At 55.5% G+C, this 25,036-nt stretch carries 24 protein-coding genes; 10 read left to right on the top strand and 14 right to left on the bottom strand.

Features of this window, described 5'->3' with window-relative positions:
• Positions 1-741 (top strand): amino acid ABC transporter permease, encoded by a 741-nt coding sequence (locus ACMGG1_RS24080; protein ID WP_048759323.1) that lies wholly within the window; start codon positions 1-3, stop codon positions 739-741.
• Here ACMGG1_RS24080 and yieH read toward each other — a convergent pair.
• Entirely contained in the window at positions 734-1,399 is a 666-nt protein-coding gene (gene yieH, locus ACMGG1_RS24075) for a 6-phosphogluconate phosphatase (RefSeq protein WP_174574942.1), read from the bottom strand. The genes ACMGG1_RS24080 and yieH overlap by 8 nt on opposite strands.
• A 349-nt stretch (positions 1,400-1,748) precedes the next feature.
• Between yieH and ACMGG1_RS24070 the strand changes: the two genes are divergently transcribed.
• Positions 1,749-3,086, top strand: a complete 1,338-nt coding sequence (locus ACMGG1_RS24070; protein WP_020837732.1) for an NCS2 family permease — start codon at positions 1,749-1,751, stop codon at positions 3,084-3,086.
• Between the two features lie 37 nt (positions 3,087-3,123).
• Here the strand turns inward: ACMGG1_RS24070 and ACMGG1_RS24065 are convergent, their stop codons facing one another.
• The 10 genes from ACMGG1_RS24065 to rpmH form a co-directional block, all read right to left on the bottom strand.
• Complete coding sequence (locus ACMGG1_RS24065) at positions 3,124-4,173, bottom strand: hypothetical protein (protein WP_041415130.1); 1,050 nt, start codon at positions 4,171-4,173, stop codon at positions 3,124-3,126.
• A 96-nt stretch (positions 4,174-4,269) separates the two neighbouring features.
• Entirely contained in the window at positions 4,270-4,836 is a 567-nt protein-coding gene (locus tag ACMGG1_RS24060; RefSeq protein WP_020837735.1) for an NADPH-dependent FMN reductase, read from the bottom strand.
• 179 nt (positions 4,837-5,015) lie between these two features.
• Entirely contained in the window at positions 5,016-5,741 is a 726-nt protein-coding gene (locus ACMGG1_RS24055; RefSeq protein WP_122080492.1) for a 4'-phosphopantetheinyl transferase family protein, read from the bottom strand.
• A 96-nt stretch (positions 5,742-5,837) separates the two neighbouring features.
• A complete protein-coding gene (locus ACMGG1_RS24050) occupies positions 5,838-7,151 on the bottom strand; it encodes a lysine N(6)-hydroxylase/L-ornithine N(5)-oxygenase family protein (protein WP_414161072.1) in 1,314 nt (437 codons plus the stop codon).
• A 142-nt stretch (positions 7,152-7,293) separates the two neighbouring features.
• Positions 7,294-8,094, bottom strand: a complete 801-nt coding sequence (locus tag ACMGG1_RS24045) for an MBL fold metallo-hydrolase (RefSeq protein ID WP_048759335.1) — start codon at positions 8,092-8,094, stop codon at positions 7,294-7,296.
• A 154-nt stretch (positions 8,095-8,248) separates the two neighbouring features.
• Positions 8,249-9,613 carry a tRNA uridine-5-carboxymethylaminomethyl(34) synthesis GTPase MnmE gene (gene mnmE, locus ACMGG1_RS24040; RefSeq protein ID WP_115060915.1) on the bottom strand — a complete coding sequence of 455 codons (1,365 nt, stop codon included), beginning with the start codon at positions 9,611-9,613 and terminating at the stop codon, positions 8,249-8,251.
• Positions 9,614-9,714: 101 nt separating this feature from the next.
• The gene (gene yidC / locus ACMGG1_RS24035) at positions 9,715-11,352 is read right to left on the bottom strand and encodes a membrane protein insertase YidC (protein WP_020837770.1); all 1,638 of its coding nucleotides are present in this window, start codon (positions 11,350-11,352) and stop codon (positions 9,715-9,717) included.
• A 2-nt stretch (positions 11,353-11,354) separates the two neighbouring features.
• Positions 11,355-11,612, bottom strand: coding sequence for a membrane protein insertion efficiency factor YidD (yidD, locus tag ACMGG1_RS24030; RefSeq protein ID WP_012004505.1), 258 nt, complete (start codon positions 11,610-11,612; stop codon positions 11,355-11,357).
• Complete coding sequence (rnpA, locus tag ACMGG1_RS24025; RefSeq protein ID WP_004950547.1) at positions 11,576-11,935, bottom strand: ribonuclease P protein component; 360 nt, start codon at positions 11,933-11,935, stop codon at positions 11,576-11,578. Before rnpA ends, yidD begins: the two co-directional genes overlap by 37 nt.
• 18 nt (positions 11,936-11,953) lie before the next feature.
• Positions 11,954-12,094, bottom strand: a complete 141-nt coding sequence (rpmH, locus tag ACMGG1_RS24020; protein ID WP_003849659.1) for a 50S ribosomal protein L34 — start codon at positions 12,092-12,094, stop codon at positions 11,954-11,956.
• Between the two features lie 681 nt (positions 12,095-12,775).
• Between rpmH and dnaA the strand changes: the two genes are divergently transcribed.
• The 5 genes from dnaA (at position 12,776) to yidA (ending at position 19,891) form a co-directional block, all read left to right on the top strand.
• Entirely contained in the window at positions 12,776-14,173 is a 1,398-nt protein-coding gene (gene dnaA, locus ACMGG1_RS24015; RefSeq protein ID WP_041414068.1) for a chromosomal replication initiator protein DnaA, read from the top strand.
• Between the two features lie 4 nt (positions 14,174-14,177).
• Positions 14,178-15,278 (top strand): DNA polymerase III subunit beta, encoded by a 1,101-nt coding sequence (gene dnaN, locus ACMGG1_RS24010; RefSeq protein WP_020824632.1) that lies wholly within the window; start codon positions 14,178-14,180, stop codon positions 15,276-15,278.
• Positions 15,279-15,433: 155 nt separating this feature from the next.
• Positions 15,434-16,519 carry a DNA replication/repair protein RecF gene (gene recF / locus ACMGG1_RS24005; protein WP_012004508.1) on the top strand — a complete coding sequence of 362 codons (1,086 nt, stop codon included), beginning with the start codon at positions 15,434-15,436 and terminating at the stop codon, positions 16,517-16,519.
• 18 nt (positions 16,520-16,537) lie between these two features.
• Complete coding sequence (gene gyrB, locus ACMGG1_RS24000; protein WP_020824633.1) at positions 16,538-18,952, top strand: DNA topoisomerase (ATP-hydrolyzing) subunit B; 2,415 nt, start codon at positions 16,538-16,540, stop codon at positions 18,950-18,952.
• A gap of 123 nt (positions 18,953-19,075) precedes the next feature.
• Entirely contained in the window at positions 19,076-19,891 is an 816-nt protein-coding gene (yidA, locus tag ACMGG1_RS23995; RefSeq protein WP_115057903.1) for a sugar-phosphatase, read from the top strand.
• Between the two features lie 43 nt (positions 19,892-19,934).
• Here the strand turns inward: yidA and ACMGG1_RS23990 are convergent, their stop codons facing one another.
• Together ACMGG1_RS23990 and ACMGG1_RS23985 are read right to left on the bottom strand one after the other, a co-directional pair.
• A complete protein-coding gene (locus ACMGG1_RS23990) occupies positions 19,935-20,876 on the bottom strand; it encodes an ornithine cyclodeaminase family protein (protein WP_260629453.1) in 942 nt (313 codons plus the stop codon).
• Positions 20,863-21,831, bottom strand: a complete 969-nt coding sequence (locus tag ACMGG1_RS23985) for a threonine/serine dehydratase (protein WP_046374831.1) — start codon at positions 21,829-21,831, stop codon at positions 20,863-20,865. Before ACMGG1_RS23985 ends, ACMGG1_RS23990 begins: the two co-directional genes overlap by 14 nt.
• A gap of 171 nt (positions 21,832-22,002) precedes the next feature.
• Between ACMGG1_RS23985 and ACMGG1_RS23980 the strand changes: the two genes are divergently transcribed.
• Positions 22,003-23,283: a DUF3748 domain-containing protein gene (locus ACMGG1_RS23980; RefSeq protein WP_261157621.1), complete on the top strand. Its 1,281-nt coding sequence runs from the start codon at positions 22,003-22,005 to the stop codon at positions 23,281-23,283.
• A 36-nt stretch (positions 23,284-23,319) separates the two neighbouring features.
• On the opposite strand, the gene ACMGG1_RS23975 is transcribed toward ACMGG1_RS23980, so the two are convergent.
• The gene (locus tag ACMGG1_RS23975; protein WP_041414075.1) at positions 23,320-23,664 is read right to left on the bottom strand and encodes a YceK/YidQ family lipoprotein; all 345 of its coding nucleotides are present in this window, start codon (positions 23,662-23,664) and stop codon (positions 23,320-23,322) included.
• Between the two features lie 303 nt (positions 23,665-23,967).
• Between ACMGG1_RS23975 and ibpA the strand changes: the two genes are divergently transcribed.
• Both ibpA and ibpB read left to right on the top strand, forming a co-directional pair.
• Positions 23,968-24,381, top strand: coding sequence for a small heat shock chaperone IbpA (gene ibpA, locus ACMGG1_RS23970; RefSeq protein WP_020824646.1), 414 nt, complete (start codon positions 23,968-23,970; stop codon positions 24,379-24,381).
• Positions 24,382-24,509: 128 nt separating this feature from the next.
• The gene (ibpB, locus tag ACMGG1_RS23965) at positions 24,510-24,938 is read left to right on the top strand and encodes a small heat shock chaperone IbpB (protein WP_020824647.1); all 429 of its coding nucleotides are present in this window, start codon (positions 24,510-24,512) and stop codon (positions 24,936-24,938) included.
• The last annotated feature ends 98 nt before the right edge of the window (positions 24,939-25,036 follow it).

Genomic DNA, 25,036 nt, shown 5'->3' with positions numbered 1-25,036 from the left:
ATGGATTTCAGCATCATTTACGACAACCTGGGATATCTGCTGTGGGGCACCTGGCCGGATGGGCCGCTGGGGGGCGCGGCGCTGACACTGGCTATCAGCCTGATGGCGGGGGTGGCTTCGGCTATTCTCGGCACGCTGTTGGGGGTGGCATTGGCGATGTCACGCGGTGTGGTGGCCGGGCTGTTGGCGGCGATTTTGGGCTTTTTCCGCGCAATTCCGGTGATCATGCTGATTTTCTGGACCTATTTCCTGCTGCCCATCGTTTTTGGCGTAGATATTCCTGAAATTACCACGGTGGTTTGCGCTCTGGCGTTGATCGCCTCCGCCTATCTGGCGCATGCGGTGAAAGCCGGCATTGCCGCCATCGGGCCGGGGCAGTGGCAGGCCGGGTTATCGTTGGGGCTGACCCGCTGGCAAACGCTGTGGTTGATAGTGCTGCCGCAGGCGCTGCGCATGATGGTGCCGTCGTTTATCAACCAGTGGATTTCGCTGATCAAGGACACCTCCCTGGCCTATATCGTTGGTGTCAGTGAGCTGACCTTTCTGGCGACACAGGTCAACAACCGCAGCATGGTGTATCCGATGGAGGTATTCCTGTTTATCGCGTTGGTGTACTTCGTGTTCTGCCTGGCGTTGGATCTGCTGGCCAATGCGATCAATCGCCGCTACAGCCCGCAGACCCGGGCTGTAAAACGGTCATGGCGCTGGTGGCGCAACAAACCGCCGTTGCCGGCTAGTTAGTCAGCTGCCAGCCGCGTTCACGCCAGAGCGCCGGCAATTGCGCCAGATTATCGAATGCGGTGACCAAGGGGTGATCGATAGGTTTATTGTGCGGATCGGCGCAGAAGTAAAACACCGGGATCCCGGCGGCGATCCCTGCCTGTGCTCCGGCGGCGGAATCGTCCACCAGGATGCAGCGCTCCACCGGCACCTGCATTTTTTCGGCGGCGTGGAACACAATGGCCGGATCCGGCTTCCAGCGTTGGATGTCATAGCCGCTGAACAACCGGTCATCAAAATAGTGCAGCATATCGGTCAGGCCGAGCGAGTGTTGCATTTTGCTGACCGGGCCGTTGGAAACCGTGCACATTGGCACCTTCACCTGCGCCAACAGTTCACGCGCCCCGGCGATTTGTTGCAGCTCGCTATCGAACAAGCGGGCCACTTCCTGGCGGTACAGCGGTTCAAGCTCTTCCTTTGCCAGCGTGGTGCCCTGTTGTGCATTAACCTGTTCGATAATTTCGTACAGCTTCACTCCTTTGAATCTTCTGAACACGTCGTCCAGCGACAGGTGGATGCCGAAGTGGGCAAACATGTGCACATAGGCTTTGCTGCACAGCACTTCGCTGTCCACCAGCGTGCCGTCGCAATCAAACAAAATACAGTCAATCTGGTTCATCAGCGTCAGTGTCCTTCGAGTCAACAGCGATAATGCCACTTTAACCGCATCAGGCAGGATTGCGACTCCTGAATCCTGGTTTTCCGATGAATATCAGCAAATACAACCTGTTGGGGTTTATAGCCGTAAAGACGGCGAAAAAAACCTGTGATCAGCATCAAAACCCTGACTTTTTGTTATATACCCGGCATACTTGAAACCGCATCTGTGTTGGCTGCGAACGCTCACCCCAGTCACTTACTTGAGTAAGCTCTTGGGGATTCGCGTTCTTGCCGCCGTGATGCGACTCCAATTATTTTGGGTATAGGATAGCTGGCGACTGTCCATTCCCCTCTTCGGAATTCTGATAATGAGCAAACCAGTATCTGGCCTTGACGTCGAGCAAGGCTTGCTTGGGCGTGTGTTTAAACTCAAGCAACATGGCACTACGGCGCGTACGGAAACGATTGCCGGTATTACCACCTTTTTGACCATGGTGTATATCGTGTTCGTTAACCCCCAAATCCTGGGCGCGGCGGGCATGGATACGCAGGCGGTGTTCGTGACAACCTGTCTGATTGCCGCTTTCGGCAGCATTTTCATGGGCCTGCTGGCGAACCTGCCGGTAGCGCTGGCACCGGCGATGGGCCTCAATGCGTTCTTCGCATTTGTGGTGGTCGGCGCAATGGGCATCTCATGGCAGATCGGCATGGGTGCCATTTTCTGGGGGGCAGTCGGTTTATTGCTGCTGACCATTTTCCGCGTACGCTACTGGATGATTGCCAATATTCCGATGAGCCTGAGGGTGGGCATTACCAGCGGTATCGGTCTGTTTATCGGCATGATGGGGCTGAAAAATGCCGGTATCGTGGTGGCTAACCCGGACACCCTGGTGACCATTGGCAGCCTGACTTCGCACAACGTGCTGCTGGGCGCGCTGGGCTTCTTTATCATCGCGGTATTGTCTTCACGCAACTTCCATGCGGCAGTGCTGATTTCTATCGTGGTGACTACGCTGATCGGCTGGGCGTTGGGTGATGTGAAATACGGCGGCGTATTCTCGATGCCTCCTAACATCACGTCGGTAGTGGGTCAGGTTGATCTGGCCGGGGCGCTGAATATTGGCCTGGCCGGGGTGATTTTCTCCTTTATGCTGGTCAACCTGTTCGACTCCTCTGGTACCTTGATTGGCGTAACCGACAAGGCCGGGCTGACTGACGACAAGGGTAAGTTCCCGCGCATGAAGCAGGCGCTGTATGTCGACAGCATCAGCTCGGTAGCCGGTTCCTTTGTCGGCACTTCTTCGGTTACTGCCTATATTGAAAGCTCCGCCGGGGTGTCTGTCGGCGGCCGTACCGGGCTGACCGCTGTGGTAACCGGTATCCTGTTCCTGTTGGTGATTTTCCTCTCGCCGTTGGCGGGTATGGTGCCGGCTTATGCCGCAGCCGGCGCGCTGATCTACGTTGGCGTGCTGATGACATCAAGTTTGGCGCGGGTGAAGTGGGATGACCTGACCGAAGCCGTTCCGGCGTTCGTCACGGCAGTGATGATGCCATTCAGCTTCTCGATCACCGAAGGCATTGCGCTCGGCTTTATTTCCTATTGCGTGATGAAGCTGGGGACCGGTCGCTGGCGCGAAATCAGCCCATGCGTGGTGGTGGTGGCGCTGCTGTTTGTGCTGAAAATTGTGTTTGTAGACGGCCATTAATACGGCAAGGGCCGACGCTGGTCGGCCCCGTTATCTTTTAGGCACCCGGCGTTGCGTCGGGCGCCTGCTGCAACATCCACTGTAAAGGCCGTTTAAAACGGGCCTGCCAGCCGCCGTCAGGGTTCTCTCCCTGAGAAAAATGCAGCGTTTCTACCTGGTTATTCTCACTGAACAAATTGGCGAAATGCATCGCCAGCGCCTGATCGCTGAAGTTTTGCCGATCGTAATACGCCACCACCAAGCGCTTATTGGTCGCCAGCGATTGCTGGGCCTGCTTGATCTCACCATTGGGGGCGATCAGCATCGCGCCGGCATATAGCTGGGGATATTTGGCCAGCAGATTGGCCGCGTGCAGCGCTCCTTGCCCACGGGCGGTGAGGTAGACCTGCTGCGGGTTGAGTTTTAGTTCTGCGGCCGGTTGCAAAGCCCGCCGGATCGCGCTTTGGGTGCTTTCGTCACTGTAATTCGACCAGCGGAAGCTGTTCTCCGACAGCATCTGGGTACCGTTGATCTCAACATAGGCCACGCCCATCTCGCTAAACAACAAACGCTCTTCGGGGGTGATACCGGCGCTCTTGCCGTAGGTATGCAGGTACACCACCGTTGGCCAGCCGCCGGCAGGCGGTGTGCCTTCAGGAATGGCGTAGCTGGCTTTGCCTTCGTACCAATGCGCATGTTGCAGGTAGCGGGCTTTGGTGACCGCCAATATTGATTGATAGGTCCTGCTGTGCTGAATGCTATTGAAAGCGTCGTCCTCCAACAGGTTGTAGTAATACCACAACCCGCGATCGGCACTCAGCTGCAGATAGCGCTCCGCAAGTTCGGTTTGGCCCTTTTCCGCCGAAGAGGCCGCCAGTTGATAGGGGGCCCATATGTTCCGCCCGTCTTCGCGCATCAGCGTCAGGTACAGCGACATGGCCGCGATCTTTTTGTCTTCCTGGCCCTGGGCGGTGCGTGGGTATTGGGCATTCAAAGGGCTATGTACCGGCAGCTCGATCGGCTCTTCTCCGGCGGGATAACGCATTTCTGCGGCTGATAATGGTCTGGTGATGAAAGCCAGTAATATGGCTAAAATGAGAAAATACATAATTTTATGACTTTAATTTTAATGGGTTATAAAGTGATCTCTCATAAGAATGACGCCTTAAGTCAATTTTCTGCCGAAGGCGTCTGTAAAATAATCTTACTTCAGTCGACGAATATAATCACTGAATGCGGACAGCTGGCCGGTCAGGAAGTCCAGCGTGCCCTGATCAATCAACTCCCCAGCCTGAGCATCCACTTTATTCTGGATCACGCCGCCCATAAATTCCGGTTTGTTCATCACCATGGCATCGAGAAATACCAGGATCTGGCGCAGATGATACTGGCAGCGCGCGCCGCCAATCGGCCCCATAGAGCTGGTCTGAATGGCTACGGGTTTACCGGCTAACGGTTGGTTCGGCAGGCGGGACAGCCAGTCGATGGCATTTTTTAACCCGCCCGGCACCGAGTAGTTATATTCCGGGGTAACGATGATAACGCCGTCCGCCTGACGGATTTGCTCTGCGATCGCTTCCACTGCAGCAGGGAAACCTTCTTCCTGTTGCACATCGGCATCATACAGCGGGATATCACGGATTGAAGGAAGCGCTTCGATGGTGACGCCTTGTGGTGCAAGGCCCGGCAGGGCATTGGCGACCATGGCGTTGTACGAGCCTTTACGCAGGCTGCCGAGCAGGGTAACGATTTTTAATGCTTGGTCTGACATGGTGATTCTCCCTTTCGAATGAACAGATTCAGCTTAGAACATCAGGAGATAGTAGGGCAAAGCTGCAGGAGAGAATAGATGATTGCTGAATATTTAGCTGACTTTACAGTTTTATGCAGGAATTTATGCGTTAAAGAAAGTTTTATCTCAGGGGTTCGTCGCAGGGTAAGCGGCCGATGTCAGCGGTGAAGTGCCAGGCTGGTCAGTTTGATAAAGCGGGTGGAACTGGCCGGTGCTCGTGGAGAGATCTCGCCGTTTTTCTGCAGGCCTTTATTGGCTTCATACTGCCAGCATACCAGACGTTCCAGGCTGGGTTCGCGTGCGCAAGCCCAGCTCAGATATTCGTCGGCATCGCTCATTACCTGAACCTGGGGGGTGATGCTGGATCGCAGGTGGCCGGAAAAAGGGTGCAGCAGCAGCGACGATTGCCCGCTGTTACCCAGGCCGGAAATTTTCAACACGCTTTGACGGATGCTCCACAGCTGCGTTTCCGCCTCCAGCCGATCGTATTGCGCACTGATCCAGGCACTTTCTGCCGGCGTTTGAAATTGGTCTTGCAGCCTTTTCTGTTGCCCGCCCCGTGCGCGCATGACTTCAATATCCAGCCCCACCCTGCCTTCATCGCTTAACAAAACCCCTACCGTATCGCTGGCGTAGGCCAGGCTGAAATCGGGCAGGTGGTTGTCGACAAAACAGGGACGGCCGGTAGGTGTGGTAGCGATGGGGGGCAATGTCGGCAGACCGTAGAGATAAAACATCATTTCGGCGAGCAGGATGCGCCCCTGCAGAAAGCGTTGGCGGCGTTTAATGGAAAAAGCGGTGGTAGCAGCAACGACCTCGGCGGAGAGCCTCCGGGTATCCAGTGCGGTGGACGTGGGGATCCATCGGGCAAAATGACACGCCATTATTCACTCCATACCTGAGGGGTCGCTGAAAACGCAGGGGAGTTAGATTAAGCATAAGTCGAGGATTTATCATCAAAAAACAGTATGCGTTTTATCCTATTTATCTGTTTGAGTAATATCCTCGTTCGGGGCAGCGCCGCTCCACCATTGGATCAGCGAGGCGTTTGGTGCCAGATCAAAATGGGGTTTACCGAGCAGATGATTCAGAATGCGTGCTGAGCGCCAGGCCATCAGGCTGAGCCCGCCTTCCGCGCTGCCGTGGCTGTGGATACCGGCATTCACCGCATAAATGCGATTCTGCTCAGGCCCCTGCCATTCGAGGTTAAAATCGGGCAGTAACGGCAAGTGTTGTTGGTCGTCGAAAGGAATGCGTGGCAACAGGGGGTTTAAATAGGCAGGGAGTGAAGGGCGATAACCGGTTGCTAAAATGACGACATCGGCATTGAATCCTTCCTGGCGATTTTCAAGACCGTGTCGGGTGCGCAATTGGAACCCTTTGCCTGTCGGCTCGATCGCCAGCAGAGTGCGATGCGGCAAAAGACGCACGTTGCGCGGCTGGTGCATCACATCGAAACGCATATAAAGCTCCCGGTACAAAGTACGTAGCGTATGGTTACTAATACCGTCGGCCGGCAGTTTCTGAGTCTTGAGTTCGCGCTCGCGGATATCCTGCGGCAGCGTATAAAAATAATCGACGTACTCCGGGGTGAAATATTCATTGGTGAAGGCTGACTCGTCCAGCGGCTGAAAATTGGGCCGACGGGAAATCCAGTCGAGCTGTGCCGGTTCGCCCCAGTGCCCCCGCAGCGCGTTCAGAAAAATATCGGCACCGCTTTGGCCGCCGCCAATCACCGCCACCCGCTTACCGGTCAGATCCGGATTACGCAGGCCGATTTCGGCGGCATGCAGGCAGTTTTCGCCCAGCGCCGGATAAAACTCCTCAGGCAGCCAGGGGTCGTGGCCGGTGCCCAGACAGATATTCTTCGCCCACAGGGTTTGGTCGCGGGTGCGTACTTTGAACAGCTGTTTGTCATCGTCAAAATCAATGCTCTCAACCGACTGCGAAAACTGTAACCCTTCTAATCTATTACAGGCCCAGCTCAAATAGTCGGAGAACTCTTCGCGGCTGATAATTTGCTGTTCGGTAATCAGAAAACGATAAATTTTTTTCTGCTCGACCAGGTAATTGATAAAGGAGAATTGGCTGCGAGGCGTTACCGCCGTAACCAGGTCCTGCAACACATAGGTCTGCATATAGGCGGAAGGGAGCAGCATGCCGGGATGCCAACGGAAGCTGGCGTTGCGATCGAGAAAGGCATAATTCAGTGCACCACTTTCATAGGCCAACGCCGCCAGGCTGAGGTTGAAAGGGCCAAGGCCGACGCCGAGTAAATCCAGTGGTTCATTCATTTTTTCTTATCTCTTTGATGGAAATTGCTGAGATAAGTTTAGGTGAATTTTGGCAAGAAGGAGGAGAAAGCAGGCGTTTGTCGGGGGTTCTTCCTGCCAGATTCTGTGGCAGGAAGCGAAAACCAGCTGGCTTGTTAACGTCTTATTCCAGCACGAAAGTGTCTCCGGTCGCGGGTGACACCACCTCCGGTAACCACAGGCGTCCCCAGGTTCCGGTGCAATGGCACCCCATTAATTTCTCTGGTTTTTGCTGATGAAGAAAATGTCTTACCCGCCATAGCGTGCGCGGCGACGCGCAGCGCAGATGAAAACCGCCGATCAAAGCGTGGATCCGATCGATCCCAGTGATTTTCTGGCAGTGACGCACGATGTGAATGATCCCGCGATGCCCGCAACCGGTAATAATCACCAGCCCGCGATCGGATTTATAAATCAGCACGCCTTCGTCGATGACATAGTCCACTCCTGCATTTTCCCCGACAATCACGCCATAGGCGCGCGGTGCGGGTACTGCGATTTCGCCTGACCACATAAAACGATCGCTGATAGACAGTGGTTTGCGGCTGTACTCCATGCGGTGGCGTGAGTAATCGATATCCAAAGAGAGCTTTTTGATTTTGCGGGTGTGGCCCAGTACCTTCAGCGCCGCATAGCGTTCGTCGCCGATCTGCGGATGGCAGATAATGCGGCTGCCGTCAGGCAGCCAGGTGACGCCGCCGCAGTGGTCATAGTGGCCATGAGAGAGCACGGTTGCGGTTATTGTGGAGAGATCTACGCCCATCAGCCGCGCATTGTGCAGGAAACTGCCGTCAGGGCCGGTATCAAATAAAACGCTGGCAGTTTCATCCTGAAGCAGCAGGCTTAAGCCTGCCTTGGCCAGCAGTGACGGATTGGCGCTGGCGGCGCGGCGGTTTTCCAGCAGCACCTTGAAGGTTAATGCCATCTTTGCTCGTTCCTGAGAAGGATCCCTGACCCACCAGTATATCTAGGGAGTTATGACGGCTCTGTGAGCCAAGGCGCAGAGCGGGGCAAAGAAAAACGGCCAGAACAAAGGTTTGTCCTGGCCGTGAATAGGTCGCTTGTTACGTTACCGCCGTTTATTTACCGATGCAGAAGCTGGAGAAAATGCGTCCCAGCAGGTCATCTGAGGTAAATTCGCCGGTGATTTCACTCAGCGCTTGCTGCGCCAGTCGCAATTCTTCGGCCAGCAGCTCCCCCGCGTAAGCGCTCACTAACTGTTCTTTGCCCTCGACCAGATGCTGGGCTGCTTGCTCAAGCGCCTGCAGGTGGCGGCGACGTGCCAGGAAACCGCCTTCCATATTGCTGGTGAAGCCCATACTCTGCTTCAGGTGGTCCCGCAGCAGGTCGATACCTTCACCGGTGCGCGCCGACAGGCGAATAAGTGAGTGACCATTTACTTCTGTCATGCCCAAGGGTTCACCGGTGATGTCGGCTTTGTTACGTACTACGGTGATCGGCAGACGATGCGGCAGACGTGCCATAAACTCCGGCCAAATCTCTGCCGGTTCGGTTGCCGCGGTGGTGGTGCCATCGACCATAAACAGCACGCGGTCGGCCTGTTCGATCTCGTTCCACGCACGTTCGATACCGATACGCTCCACTTCGTCGCTGGCTTCGCGCAGGCCGGCGGTGTCGATGATGTGTAAAGGCATGCCGTCGATGTGAATATGCTCGCGCAGCACGTCGCGAGTGGTGCCGGCGATATCGGTGACGATAGCCGCTTCGCGACCGGCCAGTTCGTTCAACAGGCTGGATTTACCGGCGTTAGGACGCCCGGCGATCACCACTTTCATCCCTTCGCGCAGCAGGCTGCCCTGACGCGCTTCTGCGCGTACGTTGGAAAGAGAGGCCATGACTCCGTTGAGCTGCGCCTCGATTTTACCGTCAGACAGGAAGTCGATTTCCTCATCCGGGAAGTCTATCGCTGCTTCTACATAGATTCGCAGGTGAGTAAGTGCTTCCACAAGCTGGTTGATGCGGGTGGAGAACGCCCCCTGCAGCGAGTTCATTGCAGAGCGTGCCGCCTGCTCGGAACTGGCGTCGATCAGGTCGGCAATCGCTTCGGCCTGCGCCAGATCCAGCTTGTCATTAAGGAAGGCACGCTCGGAAAATTCGCCGGGGCGGGCGATACGCACGCCGGGCAGCGCCAGTACGCGTTTGAGCAGCAAATCGAGGATAACCGGCCCGCCGTGGCCTTGCAGTTCCAGCACGTCTTCGCCGGTAAACGAGTTCGGGCCAGGAAACCACAGCGCGATGCCCTGGTCCAGAGTGGCGCCTTCGGCATCACGGAACGGCAGGTAATCGGCGTAACGCGGCTTCGGCAGTTTGCCGAGCAGGGCCTGGGCTACGTCTTTGGCGCCACGGCCGGAAATACGCAAAATGCCGACGCCGCCGCGTCCCGGCGGGGTGGCTTGGGCTACGATGGTATCGGTGGTGCTCATAGTGATTCTCTCTGACGATTCAATATGCAAAAAGGCGGTCTTAATGACCGCCTCTTATCTTTTGCTGCAAGGGTTCAGCGCGCCGAACCCCTACAATACGCTTAGGTCTTTTTCTTGTCGCGGCTGTGCAGGCCACGTTTTTCCAGGCCGCGGTAAATCAGCTGCTGCTGGAGGATGGTCACCAGGTTACTGACGATGTAGTACAGCACCAGACCTGACGGGAACCACAGGAAGAACACTGTGAAGATCACCGGCATAAAGGTCATGATTTTCTGCTGCATCGGGTCAGTGACGGTGGTTGGCGACATCTTCTGGATGAAGAACATCGTCACGCCCATCAGGATTGGCAAGATGTAGTACGGGTCTTGCGCCGACAGGTCATGGATCCACAGGGCGAACGGCGCATGGCGCAGCTCAACCGAGCCCATCAACATGTAGTACAGCGCCAGGAAGATTGGCATCTGGATAACCAGCGGCAAACACCCACCCAACGGGTTCACTTTCTCAGACTTGTACAGCGCCATCATTTCCTGGCTCATGCGCTGTTTGTCATCACCGATACGCTCACGCATCGCCTGCAGTTTTGGCTGCAGCATGCGCATTTTGGCCATCGAGGTGTACTGCGCTTTGGTCAGCGGGTACATGATGCCACGCACGATGAAGGTGATGATGATAATTGAGAAGCCCCAGTTACCGATAAAGCCGTGGATAAACTTCAGCAATTTGAACAGCGGCTGAGAGATGAACCACAACCAACCGTAATCCACGGTCAGATCCAGGTGCGGCGCCAGTTGGGCCATCTGGTCTTGCAGTTCCGGACCCACCCACAGGGTGGCATTCAGCTGCTGCTGCGCACCAGGCTGCACCACTACCGGAGTAGATTTGAAGCCAATGGTGGACAGGTTATCGCCAGGCTTGGCGGTATAGAAGGTGTTGCTGCCTTGAGTTGCCGGCACCCATGCGGTGGCGAAGTACTGTTGCAGCATGGCAACCCAACCGCCCTGCGTGGTGACACTCAGGTTTTCGTCCTTATCGAACGCATACTTCTGGTATTTGTCTTCGCTGGAAGAGTACGCCGCGCCACGGAAGGTGTGCAGAGCGAAGTTGTTGCTGCCGGTGTCACGGTGCTTAGGCAGCTCGGTCGTCTGCTTCAGTTGGCCGAACAGGGTCAGTTCCAGCGGGGTGGTGCCTTTGTTGTCGACGTTGTAGTCAACAGCAACCGCGTAATGATTACGCTTGAGCACGAAAGTCTTGGTGTAGATAGCGCCGTCTTTACCGGTAAAGGTCAGCGGAATGCGCAGCTCTTCCTGGCCTTCCGGCAGGGTGTAGCTGTCCTGCGCCGCCTGGAACAGAGGACGTTCGCCGTTTGCCGGGTTATCCGGGCCGTTTCTGCCGGTCAGGCCGCTTTGCGCCTGATAAACAAATGACGGTGTGGTTTCCAGCAGTTGGAATGGCGTCGATGAACCCAGAGTGTCCGGGTAAGCCAACAGTTTAGCCTGCTCGATATCACCACCACGGGTGTTGATGGTCAGCGACAGCACGTCAGTATTAACGGTAATCAGTTTACCCTGACCACTGGCTGGAACTGCTGAGCTTGCGGCATCACCGGTAGCAGTGTTCGAAGTCTGTTGCGTGGTCTGGGCGACTGGTTGCGGAGCGTTGTCCGTTTGCCAGGCTTGCCAGATCATGAAAGACACGAACAGCAGAGCGATGAGGAGAAGATTGCGTTGCGAATCCATCGTTAGTGTTCTCTGTTATCGTCGGGTTTCGGCGGCACGGGATCATCGCCACCTGGGTTCAAGGGGTGGCATTTTAATACGCGTTTCAATGCTAACCAACTGCCTTTTATCATGCCAAACCTGCTTAATGCCTCAATTGCGTAATGAGAGCATGTCGGCTGGAAGCGACAACGAGGCCCAAGCAGCGGACTGATGACGAGCTGGTAAGCCCGCACCAGCCCGATCAGGATGCGGGAGCCTGGCGACAGTGGCGACGCCATAATTTTTCCAAAGCTTCCGTCAGCGCGCGGTTATCCAAATCCGCTATCCCTTTTTTGGCCACCACGACAAAATCCATCGCCGGTAACTCGTGCTGACGTAAACGGAAGCTTTCGCGGGTTAGGCGTTTGATCCGATTGCGTTCATGCGCGCGTTTGACGTGTTTTTTGGCGACGGTAAGACCGATGCGGGGATGCCCCAGCTGGTTCAGGCGGCCGAGGATGGTGATTTGCGGCGTGCCAGCCCGTTGTGGCTGCTGGAAGACGAAAGTGAAATGAGTGGGAGTTAACAAACGTAACTCCCTGGGAAAAGCTAGCTTAACCACTCAGCGGGTTAGCTTTTATTACTTAGAAACAGTCAGACGAGAACGGCCTTTCGCACGACGGCGGGCCAGAACTTGACGACCATTTTTGGTGGCCATACGAGCACGGAAACCGTGGCTACGGTTGCGCTTCAATACGGACGGTTGGAAAGTGCGTTTCATGGCGATTTCTACCTAAACTTAAATAATTACTGATCAGTAAACGCGTTTGGCTATTCGGCGTGAAGACGACCGACGCCTCAATCGCAATATATAAAGAAGCGGGATTGTAATAATTGTACAGTCCTGAGTCAATTCACATCGCGCTAGCCTACCTGGTTGTCTGCCAATACGGAGTAAAATCCGGTCTTGGCCCGTGGTCACCGCAGAATCCTGTCTGGTTAATGACACACCATTAAGGAACCAGGTACACACGTAGGGCGAAGATTATACGGACTCGAGGGTAAATCGCAAGGATCCCGATGCGATCCTTGTGGTTAAAGCCAAGGATCCGACGTGGATAACAGGGTATAACCGGTTGACAATGTAAAAAATACCGTTCATCAGGCGGTATTTCGCCTGCAATTTGGCGTGGCTGGCGAAAAGATCGCCGCAGGCCGGGGCCTGTGGATAAAATGGATCTAATCTGTGATGAAGGGGAGGATCTCTTGCGCGGATTGCGCTATGATCCGTCATTCCGATCGCGATCTCTCAAGCGGGGATCGTGAGGGACATAAACCGTGAAAGGCGGTTCGCATCCCCCACAGGCAAACAGCCGATGCCGGGTATGTGTCAAAAATCATGAGTTATAAAAAATTAGCCTGATTCTTTTCTTTTATTGATCTTGTTCGAGTGGAGTCCGCCGTGTCACTTTCGCTTTGGCAGCAGTGTCTTGCCCGATTGCAGGATGAGTTACCTGCCACAGAATTTAGTATGTGGATACGCCCATTGCAGGCGGAACTGAGTGACAACACCCTGGCGCTTTATGCGCCCAATCGTTTTGTGCTGGATTGGGTTCGCGATAAGTACTTAAACAATATCAATGGCCTGTTGAATGATTTCTGCGGTACGGATGCCCCTTTGCTGCGTTTTGAAGTGGGCAGCAAACCGATCTCCCAAATCATCAGCCAGACCGTTACCGCCAGCGTGAGTGCAAGCGCACCCAGCGCACCGGTAGCGCGCGCCGTGGCGCCGTCCCGCCCCAGTTGGGACAACGCGGCTCCTCAGCCTGAACTTTCCTACCGCTCCAACGTTAACCCAAAGCATACCTTTGATAACTTTGTTGAGGGTAAATCCAACCAGTTGGCGCGCGCGGCGGCCCGCCAGGTGGCGGATAACCCGGGCGGCGCCTATAACCCGCTGTTCCTGTATGGCGGCACCGGCCTGGGTAAAACTCACCTGTTGCACGCGGTAGGCAACGGCATCATGGCCCGCAAGGCCAACGCCAAAGTGGTCTATATGCACTCTGAACGCTTCGTTCAGGACATGGTCAAAGCCTTGCAGAACAATGCCATTGAAGAATTTAAGCGTTATTACCGCTCGGTCGATGCGCTGCTGATCGATGACATCCAATTTTTTGCCAATAAAGAGCGTTCGCAGGAAGAGTTCTTCCATACCTTTAACGCCCTGTTGGAAGGCAATCAGCAGATTATCCTGACCTCAGACCGCTACCCGAAAGAGATTAACGGCGTGGAAGATCGCCTGAAGTCGCGCTTCGGTTGGGGGCTGACGGTGGCGATCGAGCCGCCTGAGCTGGAAACCCGCGTGGCGATCCTGATGAAAAAGGCCGACGAGAACGATATCCGTCTGCCGGGCGAAGTGGCGTTCTTTATCGCCAAGCGCCTGCGTTCCAACGTGCGTGAGCTCGAAGGGGCGCTGAACCGCGTGATTGCCAACGCAAACTTTACCGGCCGTGCCATTACCATTGATTTCGTGCGTGAAGCGCTGCGCGATCTGCTGGCTCTGCAGGAAAAGCTGGTCACCATCGATAATATTCAAAAGACGGTGGCGGAATACTATAAAATTAAAGTCGCGGATTTGTTGTCCAAGCGGCGTTCGCGTTCCGTTGCCCGCCCGCGCCAAATGGCGATGGCATTGGCAAAAGAACTCACCAACCACAGCCTGCCAGAAATCGGCGATGCGTTTGGTGGCCGCGACCATACCACGGTGTTGCACGCCTGCCGGAAGATTGAGCAGCTGCGTGAGGAAAGTCACGACATCAAAGAAGATTTCTCCAATTTAATCAGAACATTATCTTCCTAGCGCTATGAAATTTATCGTTGAACGTGAGCATCTGCTAAAACCGCTGCAACAGGTGAGCAGCCCGCTGGGCGGCCGCCCAACCTTGCCAATTCTGGGTAACCTGCTGTTGCAGGTGACGGAAGGCTCCCTGCTGCTGACCGGCACCGATCTGGAGATGGAGATGGTGGCGCGCGTTGCCCTGTCCCAGCCCCATGAAGCGGGCGCGACTACCGTCCCCGCGCGTAAATTCTTTGATATCTGCCGTGGTCTGCCTGAAGGGGCCGAGATCACCGTAACGCTTGAAAGCGAGCGCATGCTGGTGCGTTCCGGCCGCAGCCGCTTCTCACTTTCTACGTTGCCGGCGGCGGATTTCCCTAACCTGGACGACTGGCAGAGCGAAGTTGAATTTTCGCTGCCACAGGCAACGCTGAAGCGCCTGATTGAAGCTACGCAGTTCTCGATGGCTCATCAGGACGTGCGTTACTACTTAAACGGCATGCTGTTCGAAACCGAAGGGGAAGAGCTGCGTACCGTGGCGACCGACGGTCACCGCCTGGCGGTGTGCTCGATGCCGATCGGCCAGGAATTGCCGTCGCATTCGGTGATCGTGCCGCGTAAAGGCGTGATGGAGCTGGTGCGTCTGCTGGACGGTGGCGAGACCTTGTTGCAACTGCAGATCGGCAGCAACAACATTCGCGCTCACGTCGGTGACTTTATCTTCACCTCCAAGCTGGTTGACGGCCGTTTCCCTGATTATCGCCGCGTATTGCCGAAGAACCCGGACAAAACGTTGGAAGCCGGCTGCGACTTGCTCAAGCAGGCGTTTGCCCGCGCGGCCATTTTGTCGAACGAAAAGTTCCGCGGCGTGCGCCTGTACGTTAGCCAGAACCAGCTCAAGATCACCGCCAACAATCCGGAACAGGAAGAAGCGGAAGAGATCCTCGATGTCAGCTACGACGGCACCGAGATGGAAATTGGTTTTAACGTCAGTTACGTGCTGGACGTTTTGAACGCGCTCAAGTGTGAAGATGTGCGTCTGCTGCTGACCGACTCGGTTTCCAGCGTGCAGATCGAAGACGGCGCCAGTAAGTCTGCTGCTTACGTCGTCATGCCAATGCGGCTGTAGAATTTATCGGGCTATCTTACTTGCCCCTTTGCGATTGGGCAGTGCTCGCAATCCTCACGTACTCTGTGTACGCTCCGGTTGCTGTGCGCTGGCCGCACGCAAAGGGTCTGCGACAATAACGCCCTGGGCTGTTCGATGATTAAGATAACTGCAGCATGGCATTAACGCGTTTACTGATTAAAGACTTCCGCAATATAGAAGCGGCGGATTTGGCGCTGGCGCCGGGATTCAACTTCCTGGTTGGCGCCAACGGCAGCGGGAAAACCAGCGTGCTTGAGGCGGTGTATACCCTTGGGCACGGGCGTGCGTTTCGCAGCCTGCAGGCCGGCCGGGTGATCCGCCACGACCAGCCGGAGTTCATTTTGCACGGCCGTATTGACGGTGCAGAACGTGAAATATCCGTAGGATTAAGCAAGAGCCGTCAGGGTGACAGCAAGGTACGCATCGATGGCAGCGACGGCCACAAAGTGGCTGAACTGGCGCAGTTATTGCCGATGCAACTGATCACCCCCGAAGGTTTTACCCTGCTAAACGGTGGGCCGAAATTCCGGCGCGCCTTCCTGGACTGGGGCTGTTTTCATAACGAACCCGGTTTTTTCACCGCCTGGAGCAACCTGAAACGGTTACTGAAGCAGCGCAATGCCGCGCTGCGCCAGGTCAGTCGCTATGCGCAAATCCGCGCCTGGGATCAGGAACTGATCCCGTTGGCAGAGCGCATCAGCGAGTGGCGGGCAGCTTACAGCGACGCGATTGCCGCGGATATTACCGCGACGTGCGCGCAGTTTTTGCCCGAATTTGCCCTGAGTTTCTCTTTCCAGCGCGGCTGGGACAAAGAGAGCGACTACGGAGAGCTGCTGGAGCGCCAGTTTGAGCGCGACAGGGCGTTAACCTATACCGCGGTGGGGCCGCATAAGGCGGACTTCCGCATTCGTGCCGACGGCACGCCGGTAGAGGATTTGTTATCGCGCGGTCAGCTTAAATTGCTGATGTGCGCATTGCGCTTAGCGCAGGGTGAGTTTCTCACCCGGCAGAGCGGGCGGCGTTGCCTGTATCTGATTGATGATTTTGCCTCCGAGCTGGACACCGGCCGTCGCCGGTTGCTGGCCGATCGCCTGAAAGCCACCCAGGCCCAGGTCTTTGTCAGTGCCGTGAGCGCTGAACAAGTGACCGATATGGCCGGTGAAAAGGGCAAGATGTTCCGCGTGGAACAAGGTAAAATAGAGGTTCAACCACAGGACTAAAATGAGCGAGAAACGTTGATGTCGAATTCTTATGACTCCTCAAGTATCAAGGTATTAAAAGGGCTGGATGCGGTGCGTAAGCGCCCGGGCATGTATATCGGCGACACCGATGATGGCACCGGTCTGCACCACATGGTATTCGAGGTTGTGGACAACGCTATCGACGAAGCACTCGCTGGCCACTGTAGTGACATTCAGGTGACCATCCATGCCGACAATTCCGTTTCGGTACAGGATGATGGCCGCGGTATCCCAACCGGTATTCATGAAGAGGAAGGGGTTTCCGCAGCACAGGTGATCATGACCGTGCTGCATGCCGGCGGCAAATTTGATGACAACTCCTACAAGGTCTCCGGCGGTCTGCACGGCGTGGGCGTCTCCGTTGTTAACGCCCTGTCTGAGAAGCTGGAACTGGTGATCCGTCGTGAAGGCAAGGTGCATGAGCAAACCTATGCCATGGGCGAGCCATTGTCGCCGCTGAAAGTGGTCGGTGAAACCGATCAGACCGGCACCACGGTCCGTTTCTGGCCGAGCTATGAAACCTTCACCAACAATACCGAATTTGAGTACGACATTCTGGCCAAGCGCCTGCGCGAACTCTCTTTCCTGAACTCCGGCGTGTCTATCCGCCTGAAAGACAAACGTACCGACAAAGAAGACCACTTCCACTACGAAGGCGGTATCAAGGCGTTTGTTGAATATCTGAACAAGAACAAAACCCCGATCCACCCGAACGTGTTCTACTTCTCGACCGTCAAAGACGACATCGGTGTGGAAGTGGCGCTGCAGTGGAACGACGGTTTCCAGGAAAACATCTACTGCTTCACCAACAACATCCCGCAGCGTGACGGCGGTACCCATCTGGTCGGTTTCCGTACCGCGATGACCCGTACCCTGAACAGCTACATGGATAAAGAAGGCTACAGCAAAAAGGCCAAAATCAGCGCCACCGGCGACGATGCGCGTGAAGGTCTGATTGCCGTGGTTTCGGTGAAGGTGCCTGATCCGAAGTTCTCTTCTCAGACCAAAGACAAGCTGGTGTCTTCCGAGGTGAAAACCGCGGTTGAAACGCTGATGAACGAGAAGCTGGTCGATTATCTGATGGAAAACCCGGGCGATGCGAAAATCGTCGTCGGTAAAATCATCGACGCAGCGCGTGCTCGTGAAGCGGCGCGTAAAGCGCGTGAAATGACCCGCCGTAAGGGCGCGCTGGATCTGGCCGGCCTGCCGGGCAAACTGGCGGACTGCCAGGAACGTGATCCTGCGCTGTCTGAACTGTACCTGGTGGAAGGGGACTCAGCGGGCGGCTCTGCCAAGCAGGGACGTAACCGTAAGAACCAGGCAATCCTGCCGTTGAAAGGTAAAATCCTCAACGTAGAGAAGGCGCGCTTCGACAAGATGCTGTCTTCGCAGGAAGTGGCGACGTTGATCACCGCGCTGGGCTGCGGCATTGGCCGTGACGAGTACAACCCGGACAAACTGCGCTATCACAGCATCATCATCATGACCGATGCCGACGTCGACGGCTCGCACATCCGTACGCTGCTGTTGACCTTCTTCTACCGTCAGATGCCGGAAATCATTGAGCGCGGCCACGTGTTCATTGCTCAGCCGCCTTTGTACAAGGTGAAAAAAGGCAAGCAGGAACAGTACATCAAAGATGACGAGGCGATGGATCAATACCAAATCGCCATCGCGATGGACGGCGCAACCCTGCACACCAACGCCAGCGCCCCGGCACTGGGCGGTGAGCAACTGGAAAAACTGGTTGCCGAACACTACAGCGTGCAGAAGCTGATCGGTCGTATGGAGCGTCGCTACCCGCGCGCGCTGCTGAACAACCTGATCTACCAGCCGACTCTGCAGGAAGAAGACCTGAGCGATCAGTCCAAGGTTAAGACCTGGATTGATTCTCTGGTGAAACTGCTGAACGACAAAGAGCAGCACGGCAGCAGCTATGACTCGGTGATCTTCGAGAACCGCGAGCGCCAGATGTTTGAGCCGGTGCTGCGCATTCGTACCCACGGTGTGGATACCGATTACGCGCTGGACTTCGACTTCATCCACGGTGGCGAGTACCGCAAAATCTGCGTGCTGGGCGAGAAACTGCGCGGCCTGATCGAAGAGGGTGCCTTCATCGAACGTGGTGAGCGCCGTCAGCCGATTGAAAGTTTCGAGCAGGCATTGGAGTGGCTGGTGAAAGAGTCACGTCGCGGCCTGGCGGTACAACGCTATAAAGGTCTGGGCGAGATGAACCCAGAGCAGCTGTGGGAAACCACCATGGATCCGGAAAGCCGCCGTATGCTGCGCGTGACCGTGAAGGACGCCATTGCTGCAGACCAATTGTTCACCACCCTGATGGGTGATGCGGTCGAACCTCGTCGTGCCTTTATCGAAGAAAATGCCCTGAAAGCGGCAAATATCGATATCTAACGCATTGATGACTGTGAAAATCCGCGCCGGGCAACCCGCGCGGATTTTTTTACGCCGTTTTTGACGCTGACACGGCGGGCTGAAACGCGTTAGCATGGAAAAAAACCACTGGGAGAGGATCGAATGGCTATTGAACTGATTGCGATTGATATGGACGGCACGCTGCTCAACCCGCAGCACCAAATTACGCCGGCGGTAAAGCAGGCAATCACCGAGGCGCGCCGCAAAGGGGTGCATGTGGTGCTGGCCACCGGGCGGCCTTACGTCGGCGTGCAAGACTATCTGCGTCAGTTGGACATTCAGGGACCTGGTGATTTTTGTATTACCTATAACGGTGCGCTGGTTTTGAAGGCGGTAGATGGTGCCTGCATCCTGCAGGAAACGCTGGGCTTTGAGGATTATCTCTACTTCGAGCAGATGGCGCGCGAACTCGGCGTTCACTATCAGGCGTTTGATTTCGATACGTTGTATACACCGAACAAAGATATCGGCAAATACACCGTGCACGAATCGGAGATGACCGGCATTCCGCTCAAGTACCGCAGCGTGGAAGAGATGGATCCGGCGATCCGTTTCCCTAAGTTGATGATGGTTGACGAGCCTGAGCTGTTGGATCGTGCCATCGCCCGCATCCCGGCTGAAACGCGGGAGCGTTATACCATCCTGAAAAGCGCGCCGTATTTCCTGGAGATCCTGCATAAGAATGTGGATAAAGGGACCGGCGTTAAAATGCTGGCCGATCATCTCGGTATTGCACAGCAAAACGTGATGACGTTGGGCGATCAAGCCAACGACACCGCAATGATCGAGTATGCCGGCGTTGGCGTGGCCATGGGCAATGCCATTGAGGAACTGAAGGCGGTGGCGCAGTTTGTGACCACCACCAATACCGAAGACGGCGTGGCACGCGCCATCGAGAAATTTGTGCTGAATGCCTAACGTTGTTTTGCATCAGGGGGCGCAGTTGCGCCCCTTAATCCCGTTATAACCGCGCTAAAATTCCCTTCACAATCTGCACATCCTGAATCGCCAAGCCGGTCAGATCGGCCAGGGTGATTTGCTCCGGATCGCTGCGCACCTTCTTTCCTTGCGCCAGAACGGTACCTAATTCGACGAGGGGTATCGAAGCCAACAATCCCTGCCGATAAGCCATGGCGATTTCGCCGTATTCTGTACATTGAGACACAGAGTCTGCCAGCAACACATCCGACCTGGCCACCAGACCGCTCTCCAGTTCCTGCTTGCCATGGGAATCGGCGCCTACCGCGGTGATGTGGGTGCCGGGCCGAATATCCGTCGCCCGCAGAATCGGCTCTCGGCTGGGCGTGGTGGTGATAATCAACCGGCAGTGTGCCGCCAGTTCTGCAGCATCCTGGGTTGTATGCACCCGAAATCCTTCGGCCTCGGCACTGTGGCGGTAGGCTTGCAGCGCCGACTCGGTGCGGCCCCATACCCAGACTTCACGGCAGGCGGTCAGAGGTTTTAGCTGTTGCAACTGCAGCAGGGCCTGCATGCCGCAGCCGACGATACCTATGGCCGGGATCTCCGTCGGTGCGCACAGTTCGGCGACGATGCGCCCGGCCAGAGCGGTGCGTAATGCGGTTAACCAGCCTTCGTCCAGCAACAACGCCTGCGGTTCACCGGTTTGTGCTGAGAAAGCCATCATCAGCCCTTGATTGCTGGCCAACCCCTGCGCTGGATTACGGTAAAAACCGGAGGAAACCTTGAGGACAAACTGCTCGTCTCCTTCCAGCCACGCCGATTTAATACAGCAGTCACCGGCTGCCTGCTCAAACAGAAAATGTTGTACCGGCGGTTGCTGTACCTGCCGTTTTGAATAGGCAATAAACCCTTCTTTTAGCAGTAACGTGGTGGCATCTGCGTCGAAAGCTTCAAGTATCTGCCTTTTGTTAAGGATTTTCATCGGCGATCGCCTTGAGGTATTTCTCCAGCACGATGTTTTTTCCGCACAGGACGACGGCCACTTTTTTCCCCTGAAATTCCGGTGCCAGCTTAATGGCGGCGGCTAAGGCTACCCCGGCCGCCCCTTCGATAATCCAGCGATCGCTGACGGCAATTTGGCGCATAGCCTGCTTGATTTCAGTTTCACTGACCAAGACTTTTCGGTCGATCAGCTGCTGACACAGAGGGAAGGTAATAGCACCGGGCTCCACGCCCCCGGCAGTGCCGTCGGACAGGGTATCTTGCTCTTCCACCGGGAAAATGTGGCCGGCTTCCAATGCGCTGTACATGCTGGTGGCGTTTTCCGGCCAACAGGCAATTAGCTGCGTTTTCGGCGATAGTTGCTGCAAAACGCTGCCAATGCCCGAAATATAGCCGCCACCCCCCACCGCGACAAACACCGCATCCAAATCCGGCTGTTGTTCGACTAGCTCCATGCCGCAGGTCCCCTGACCGGCGATGACCTGCTCGTCATTATAGGGAGAGACATAAACCTTCCCTTGTTCCTGCGCCGCCTTTTCCCCCGCCTGCTCGGCATTTAGCGCATCGCCCGCCACCAGCTCTACCTGGGCGCCCAGAGCGCGAATGGTGTCGAGTTTTATCGCCGCTGCCGTTTCCGGCGCATAAACCTTGACCTCAACGCCCATCAACTTTCCCGCCAGCGCCATCGCCTGGCCATGATTGCCGCTGGAGGCGGCGATCACTCCGCGTTGGCGTTGCTCTTCACTCAGTAGCCGCAGTTTATTACTGGCGCCGCGAAACTTAAAAGAGCCGGTAGGCTGCAGGTGGTCGCATTTCAGGAACAGTTCGCAACCCAAGCGTTGCGACAACAGTACGCTGCGTTCCAGTGGGGTGACGCGAACCTGTGGGCGCAATTGTTGGTGGGCGGAAACAATTGCATCGAATAAGTGGCTCATGACGGCTCCAGTAAAGAAGATGATGTAGACTTTAAAATCCAGTTTGTACTTTTTAGTCTTTTATGTAAACCCCTATCTGTCTATGGGAGAGTATGTCGATGGGTGATGTGAAACGCGTCGGGTGATCCGGTAAGATGGCGGCTCAGTGCCAGCATGCGCAGGAGAGCCGCCATGAGCCATCGGGAAAAACAGCTGACTTTTGACCCACGTGGGCATCAGTTAACCAATATTAATGTCTGGACGCCGGACAGCCAGTGGCTGGCTTACGACGTACGCCCGAACGGTGCCTCCTTCACCGGTCTGAGCATCGAGCGGGTGAATGTCGATACCGGCGTAGTCGAAGTCGTGTATCGCGCCCAACAGGGCGCCCACGTTGGCGTAGTGACCGTCAGCCCGGATGAACCCGCCCGCTATGCTTTCATTCATGGGCCTGAACACCCGGACAGCGTCTGGCATTACGATTTTCACCATCGCCGCGGGGTGATCGTCAGCGAACCCGACCGTGAGCTGGCCATTACCCTTGATGCGATGGACATCACTCCCCCTTATACGCCGGGTGCACTGCGTGGCGGCACTCACGTACACGTGTTCAGCCCGGACGGCAGCCGCCTGAGCTTTACCTATAACGACCACGTCATGCACGAACTGGATCGGGCGCAGGACCTGCGTAACGTTGGCGTGGCCGTACCGTTACAGGGAGTGAACCCGCCGAAGCAGCATCCTCGTGAATATGACGGCAGCCATTACTGCGTGCTGGTGAGCGAGACTACGCCACAACCCCAACCCGGCAGCGATCAGATTAACCGCGCCTATGAAGAGGGCTGGGTCGGGCAAAGGGGCTATGTACGGCCCGATGGGCGTCAGCAGCGCTGGGCGCTGGCATTTATCGGCGACACTCTTTCTCATCACGGTGAAAAGTTGCCGGAAGTATTCATTGTGGATTTGCCGCAGGATGACGCGGATTACGCCAGGGCAGGTTCCCGGCCGCTGCAGGGGACCGCAAACAGCTTGCCTGCTCCGCCGCGGGGCGTGCACCAACGGCGGTTGACCTTTACCGGCGAGCGTCGTTATCCAGGCGTGGTAACCGCCCCCCGTCACTGGCTGCGCAGCTCGCCCGATGGCAGCATGATTGCCTGTTTAATGAAGGATGATGCGGGTGTGGTACAGCTGTGGACGGTTTCGCCAAACGGTGGTGAACCGCGGCAGGTCACTCGTGGTGAACAGGGGATCCAATCGGCGTTCAGTTGGCATCCACAGGGGGGGCGGATTGCGCTGGTGTGTGACAACAGCCTGATGCTGTGCGAGGTGGCCAGCGGCCGCATGCAGCGCCTGACTCAGCGGACGGCGCTACCGCCATCGGGCGATGCTATCGTATTTTCACCGGATGGAAACAAAGTGGCCTTTATGCGCGAGGTCGACGGATTCAGCCAGATTTTTGTGGTTGAAGTCTGATCGAGGGTGCGGGCGAGAAGCCCGCATCAGAATATTTTACTGGGGTGTGGTCGTAGCGGCATGGGCCGGATCGCCGCTGGCGGCCAGGTTCTGCTCTTCGCCGCGCAAAATACGCGCTTTAGGTGAGTCCGCGGTACTGTCGCTGCCGGAGCGCATGTAGTCGTAAGGCAGTAATACGGTATCCATCACCGCCGAGAATGGCAGGTCCAACGCCACCAGCGGCATCATTGCCCAGCTGGTATTGTCGTCCTTCAGCATATCCACGCTGGCACGGGTGCCAGGATAGTAACCCTGATTAGGGCCGGTATGGCTCATTACGCTGGAGCAGCCGTTGGTCGCTAACAGCATGCAACTGGTTGCTATGACTCTTATCGTTTTCATTTTCCATCCTGCAGGGTGCTGTTCCCCAAAATCTGCTGATCTATAACATCCTCTGGATGTTTTAAAAGGAGCAAGGACCCGCTCTGTGGCGGTTGTCTCACTTTATTGTAAGGGATAAAAAAACTTTCGCCGAACTGATTGTCATTTTTTTGATCGTGGGCGGTTGAAATGGTGAAAGCGACCCCCATTTTCTTATCAAGGCCAAATTAAGAATTTGCCGTAAGGGAATTCTGGCTATTTAGTCTGTCCATGATGGAAGGCTTAATTATTCAACCTCGCTGAAGTGCCTTAGGAGGCTGTTTTATGCGTAACTTTGATCTTTCACCGCTTTACCGTTCCGCTATTGGGTTTGACCGTTTGTTTAACGCGTTGGAGGCAGGTCAGAGCCAAAGCAATGGCGGTTATCCACCCTATAACGTTGAGCTGGTCGATGAAAATCATTACCGCATTGCGATCGCGGTGGCCGGATTTGCCGAACAGGAGCTGGAAATCACTACCCAGGACAATCTGCTGATAATCCGAGGCGCTCATAATAACGATCCAGCGGAAAGAACCTACTTATATCAAGGTATTGCCGAGCGAAACTTTGAACGTAAATTCCAGTTGGCCGAGCATATCCAAATTAAAGGCGCCAAACTGGAAAACGGGTTGCTGTATATCGATATGGAACGCCTGGTACCGGAAACATTAAAACCGCGTCGTATAGAAATTAAATAATTCATATTTCATCGGCGAAACGTCTCGCTGGTGAAATGTTAATGCCTGCCGACAGGGGGCATACCTTAATTTACCCTATGAATTTCAAGCTACGGGTAAAATCTCGCTTCATAGAAGGAGTTTACATCATGCGTAATTACGATCTTTCACCTTTGCTTCGTCAGTGGATTGGTTTCGACAAACTGGCCAGTTCAATGGGCGGCCAGGAGCCACAGGGGTTCCCGCCTTACAACATTGAGAAAAGCGACGACAACCACTACCGCATTTCTCTGGCGTTAGCCGGGTTTAAACAAAGTGAACTGGATATTGAAGTAGAAGGCCCACGCCTGACCGTACGTGGCAAGCCGACACCGCCAGAAAAACAGGTGGAATATCTGCATCAGGGGCTGGTGTTCAAAGACTTCAACCTGACCTTCACGCTGGCTGAACACCTGCAGGTCTCTGAGGCCAAGTTTGAAAACGGCCTGCTGCATATCGATCTGGTGCGTCATGTCCCAGAAGCTCTGCAGCCACAGCGTATCGCCATCGGCACCACGCCGGGGTTGGAATCAAAATAACGCTTTGAAAAATTGATAGTTTTACCTATGCATTTCAGGCCGCAGAGGTTCGTACAGCGGCCTGAAAGAGGAAAGGTATCGACGGGGGAAGTCCAAAC

The sequence above is a fragment of the Serratia sp. BNK-12 genome (genome assembly GCF_047456085.1).
Lineage (GTDB): Bacteria > Pseudomonadota > Gammaproteobacteria > Enterobacterales > Enterobacteriaceae > Serratia > Serratia liquefaciens.
The sequence above is the reverse complement of the archived record's forward strand: the minus strand, read 5'-3'. Positions and strand labels throughout refer to the sequence as shown.

Coding starts and splice junctions, on each gene's coding strand:
- yidA (WP_115057903.1), top strand. CDS start 19,076: ATGGCTATTGAACTGATTGCGATTGATATGGACGGCACGCTGCTCAAC.
- ACMGG1_RS24060 (WP_020837735.1), bottom strand. CDS start 4,836: ATGTCAGACCAAGCATTAAAAATCGTTACCCTGCTCGGCAGCCTGCGT.
- recF (WP_012004508.1), top strand. CDS start 15,434: ATGGCATTAACGCGTTTACTGATTAAAGACTTCCGCAATATAGAAGCG.
- ACMGG1_RS24070 (WP_020837732.1), top strand. CDS start 1,749: ATGAGCAAACCAGTATCTGGCCTTGACGTCGAGCAAGGCTTGCTTGGG.
- dnaN (WP_020824632.1), top strand. CDS start 14,178: ATGAAATTTATCGTTGAACGTGAGCATCTGCTAAAACCGCTGCAACAG.
- mnmE (WP_115060915.1), bottom strand. CDS start 9,613: ATGAGCACCACCGATACCATCGTAGCCCAAGCCACCCCGCCGGGACGC.
- ACMGG1_RS24080 (WP_048759323.1), top strand. CDS start 1: ATGGATTTCAGCATCATTTACGACAACCTGGGATATCTGCTGTGGGGC.
- ibpB (WP_020824647.1), top strand. CDS start 24,510: ATGCGTAATTACGATCTTTCACCTTTGCTTCGTCAGTGGATTGGTTTC.
- gyrB (WP_020824633.1), top strand. CDS start 16,538: ATGTCGAATTCTTATGACTCCTCAAGTATCAAGGTATTAAAAGGGCTG.
- ACMGG1_RS23985 (WP_046374831.1), bottom strand. CDS start 21,831: ATGAGCCACTTATTCGATGCAATTGTTTCCGCCCACCAACAATTGCGC.
- yidC (WP_020837770.1), bottom strand. CDS start 11,352: ATGGATTCGCAACGCAATCTTCTCCTCATCGCTCTGCTGTTCGTGTCT.
- ACMGG1_RS24045 (WP_048759335.1), bottom strand. CDS start 8,094: ATGGCATTAACCTTCAAGGTGCTGCTGGAAAACCGCCGCGCCGCCAGC.
- ACMGG1_RS23990 (WP_260629453.1), bottom strand. CDS start 20,876: ATGAAAATCCTTAACAAAAGGCAGATACTTGAAGCTTTCGACGCAGAT.
- ACMGG1_RS24065 (WP_041415130.1), bottom strand. CDS start 4,173: ATGTATTTTCTCATTTTAGCCATATTACTGGCTTTCATCACCAGACCA.
- yieH (WP_174574942.1), bottom strand. CDS start 1,399: ATGAACCAGATTGACTGTATTTTGTTTGATTGCGACGGCACGCTGGTG.
- rpmH (WP_003849659.1), bottom strand. CDS start 12,094: ATGAAACGCACTTTCCAACCGTCCGTATTGAAGCGCAACCGTAGCCAC.
- yidD (WP_012004505.1), bottom strand. CDS start 11,612: ATGGCGTCGCCACTGTCGCCAGGCTCCCGCATCCTGATCGGGCTGGTG.
- ACMGG1_RS24050 (WP_414161072.1), bottom strand. CDS start 7,151: ATGAATGAACCACTGGATTTACTCGGCGTCGGCCTTGGCCCTTTCAAC.
- ACMGG1_RS23975 (WP_041414075.1), bottom strand. CDS start 23,664: ATGAAAACGATAAGAGTCATAGCAACCAGTTGCATGCTGTTAGCGACC.
- ibpA (WP_020824646.1), top strand. CDS start 23,968: ATGCGTAACTTTGATCTTTCACCGCTTTACCGTTCCGCTATTGGGTTT.
- ACMGG1_RS23980 (WP_261157621.1), top strand. CDS start 22,003: ATGAGCCATCGGGAAAAACAGCTGACTTTTGACCCACGTGGGCATCAG.
- ACMGG1_RS24055 (WP_122080492.1), bottom strand. CDS start 5,741: ATGGCGTGTCATTTTGCCCGATGGATCCCCACGTCCACCGCACTGGAT.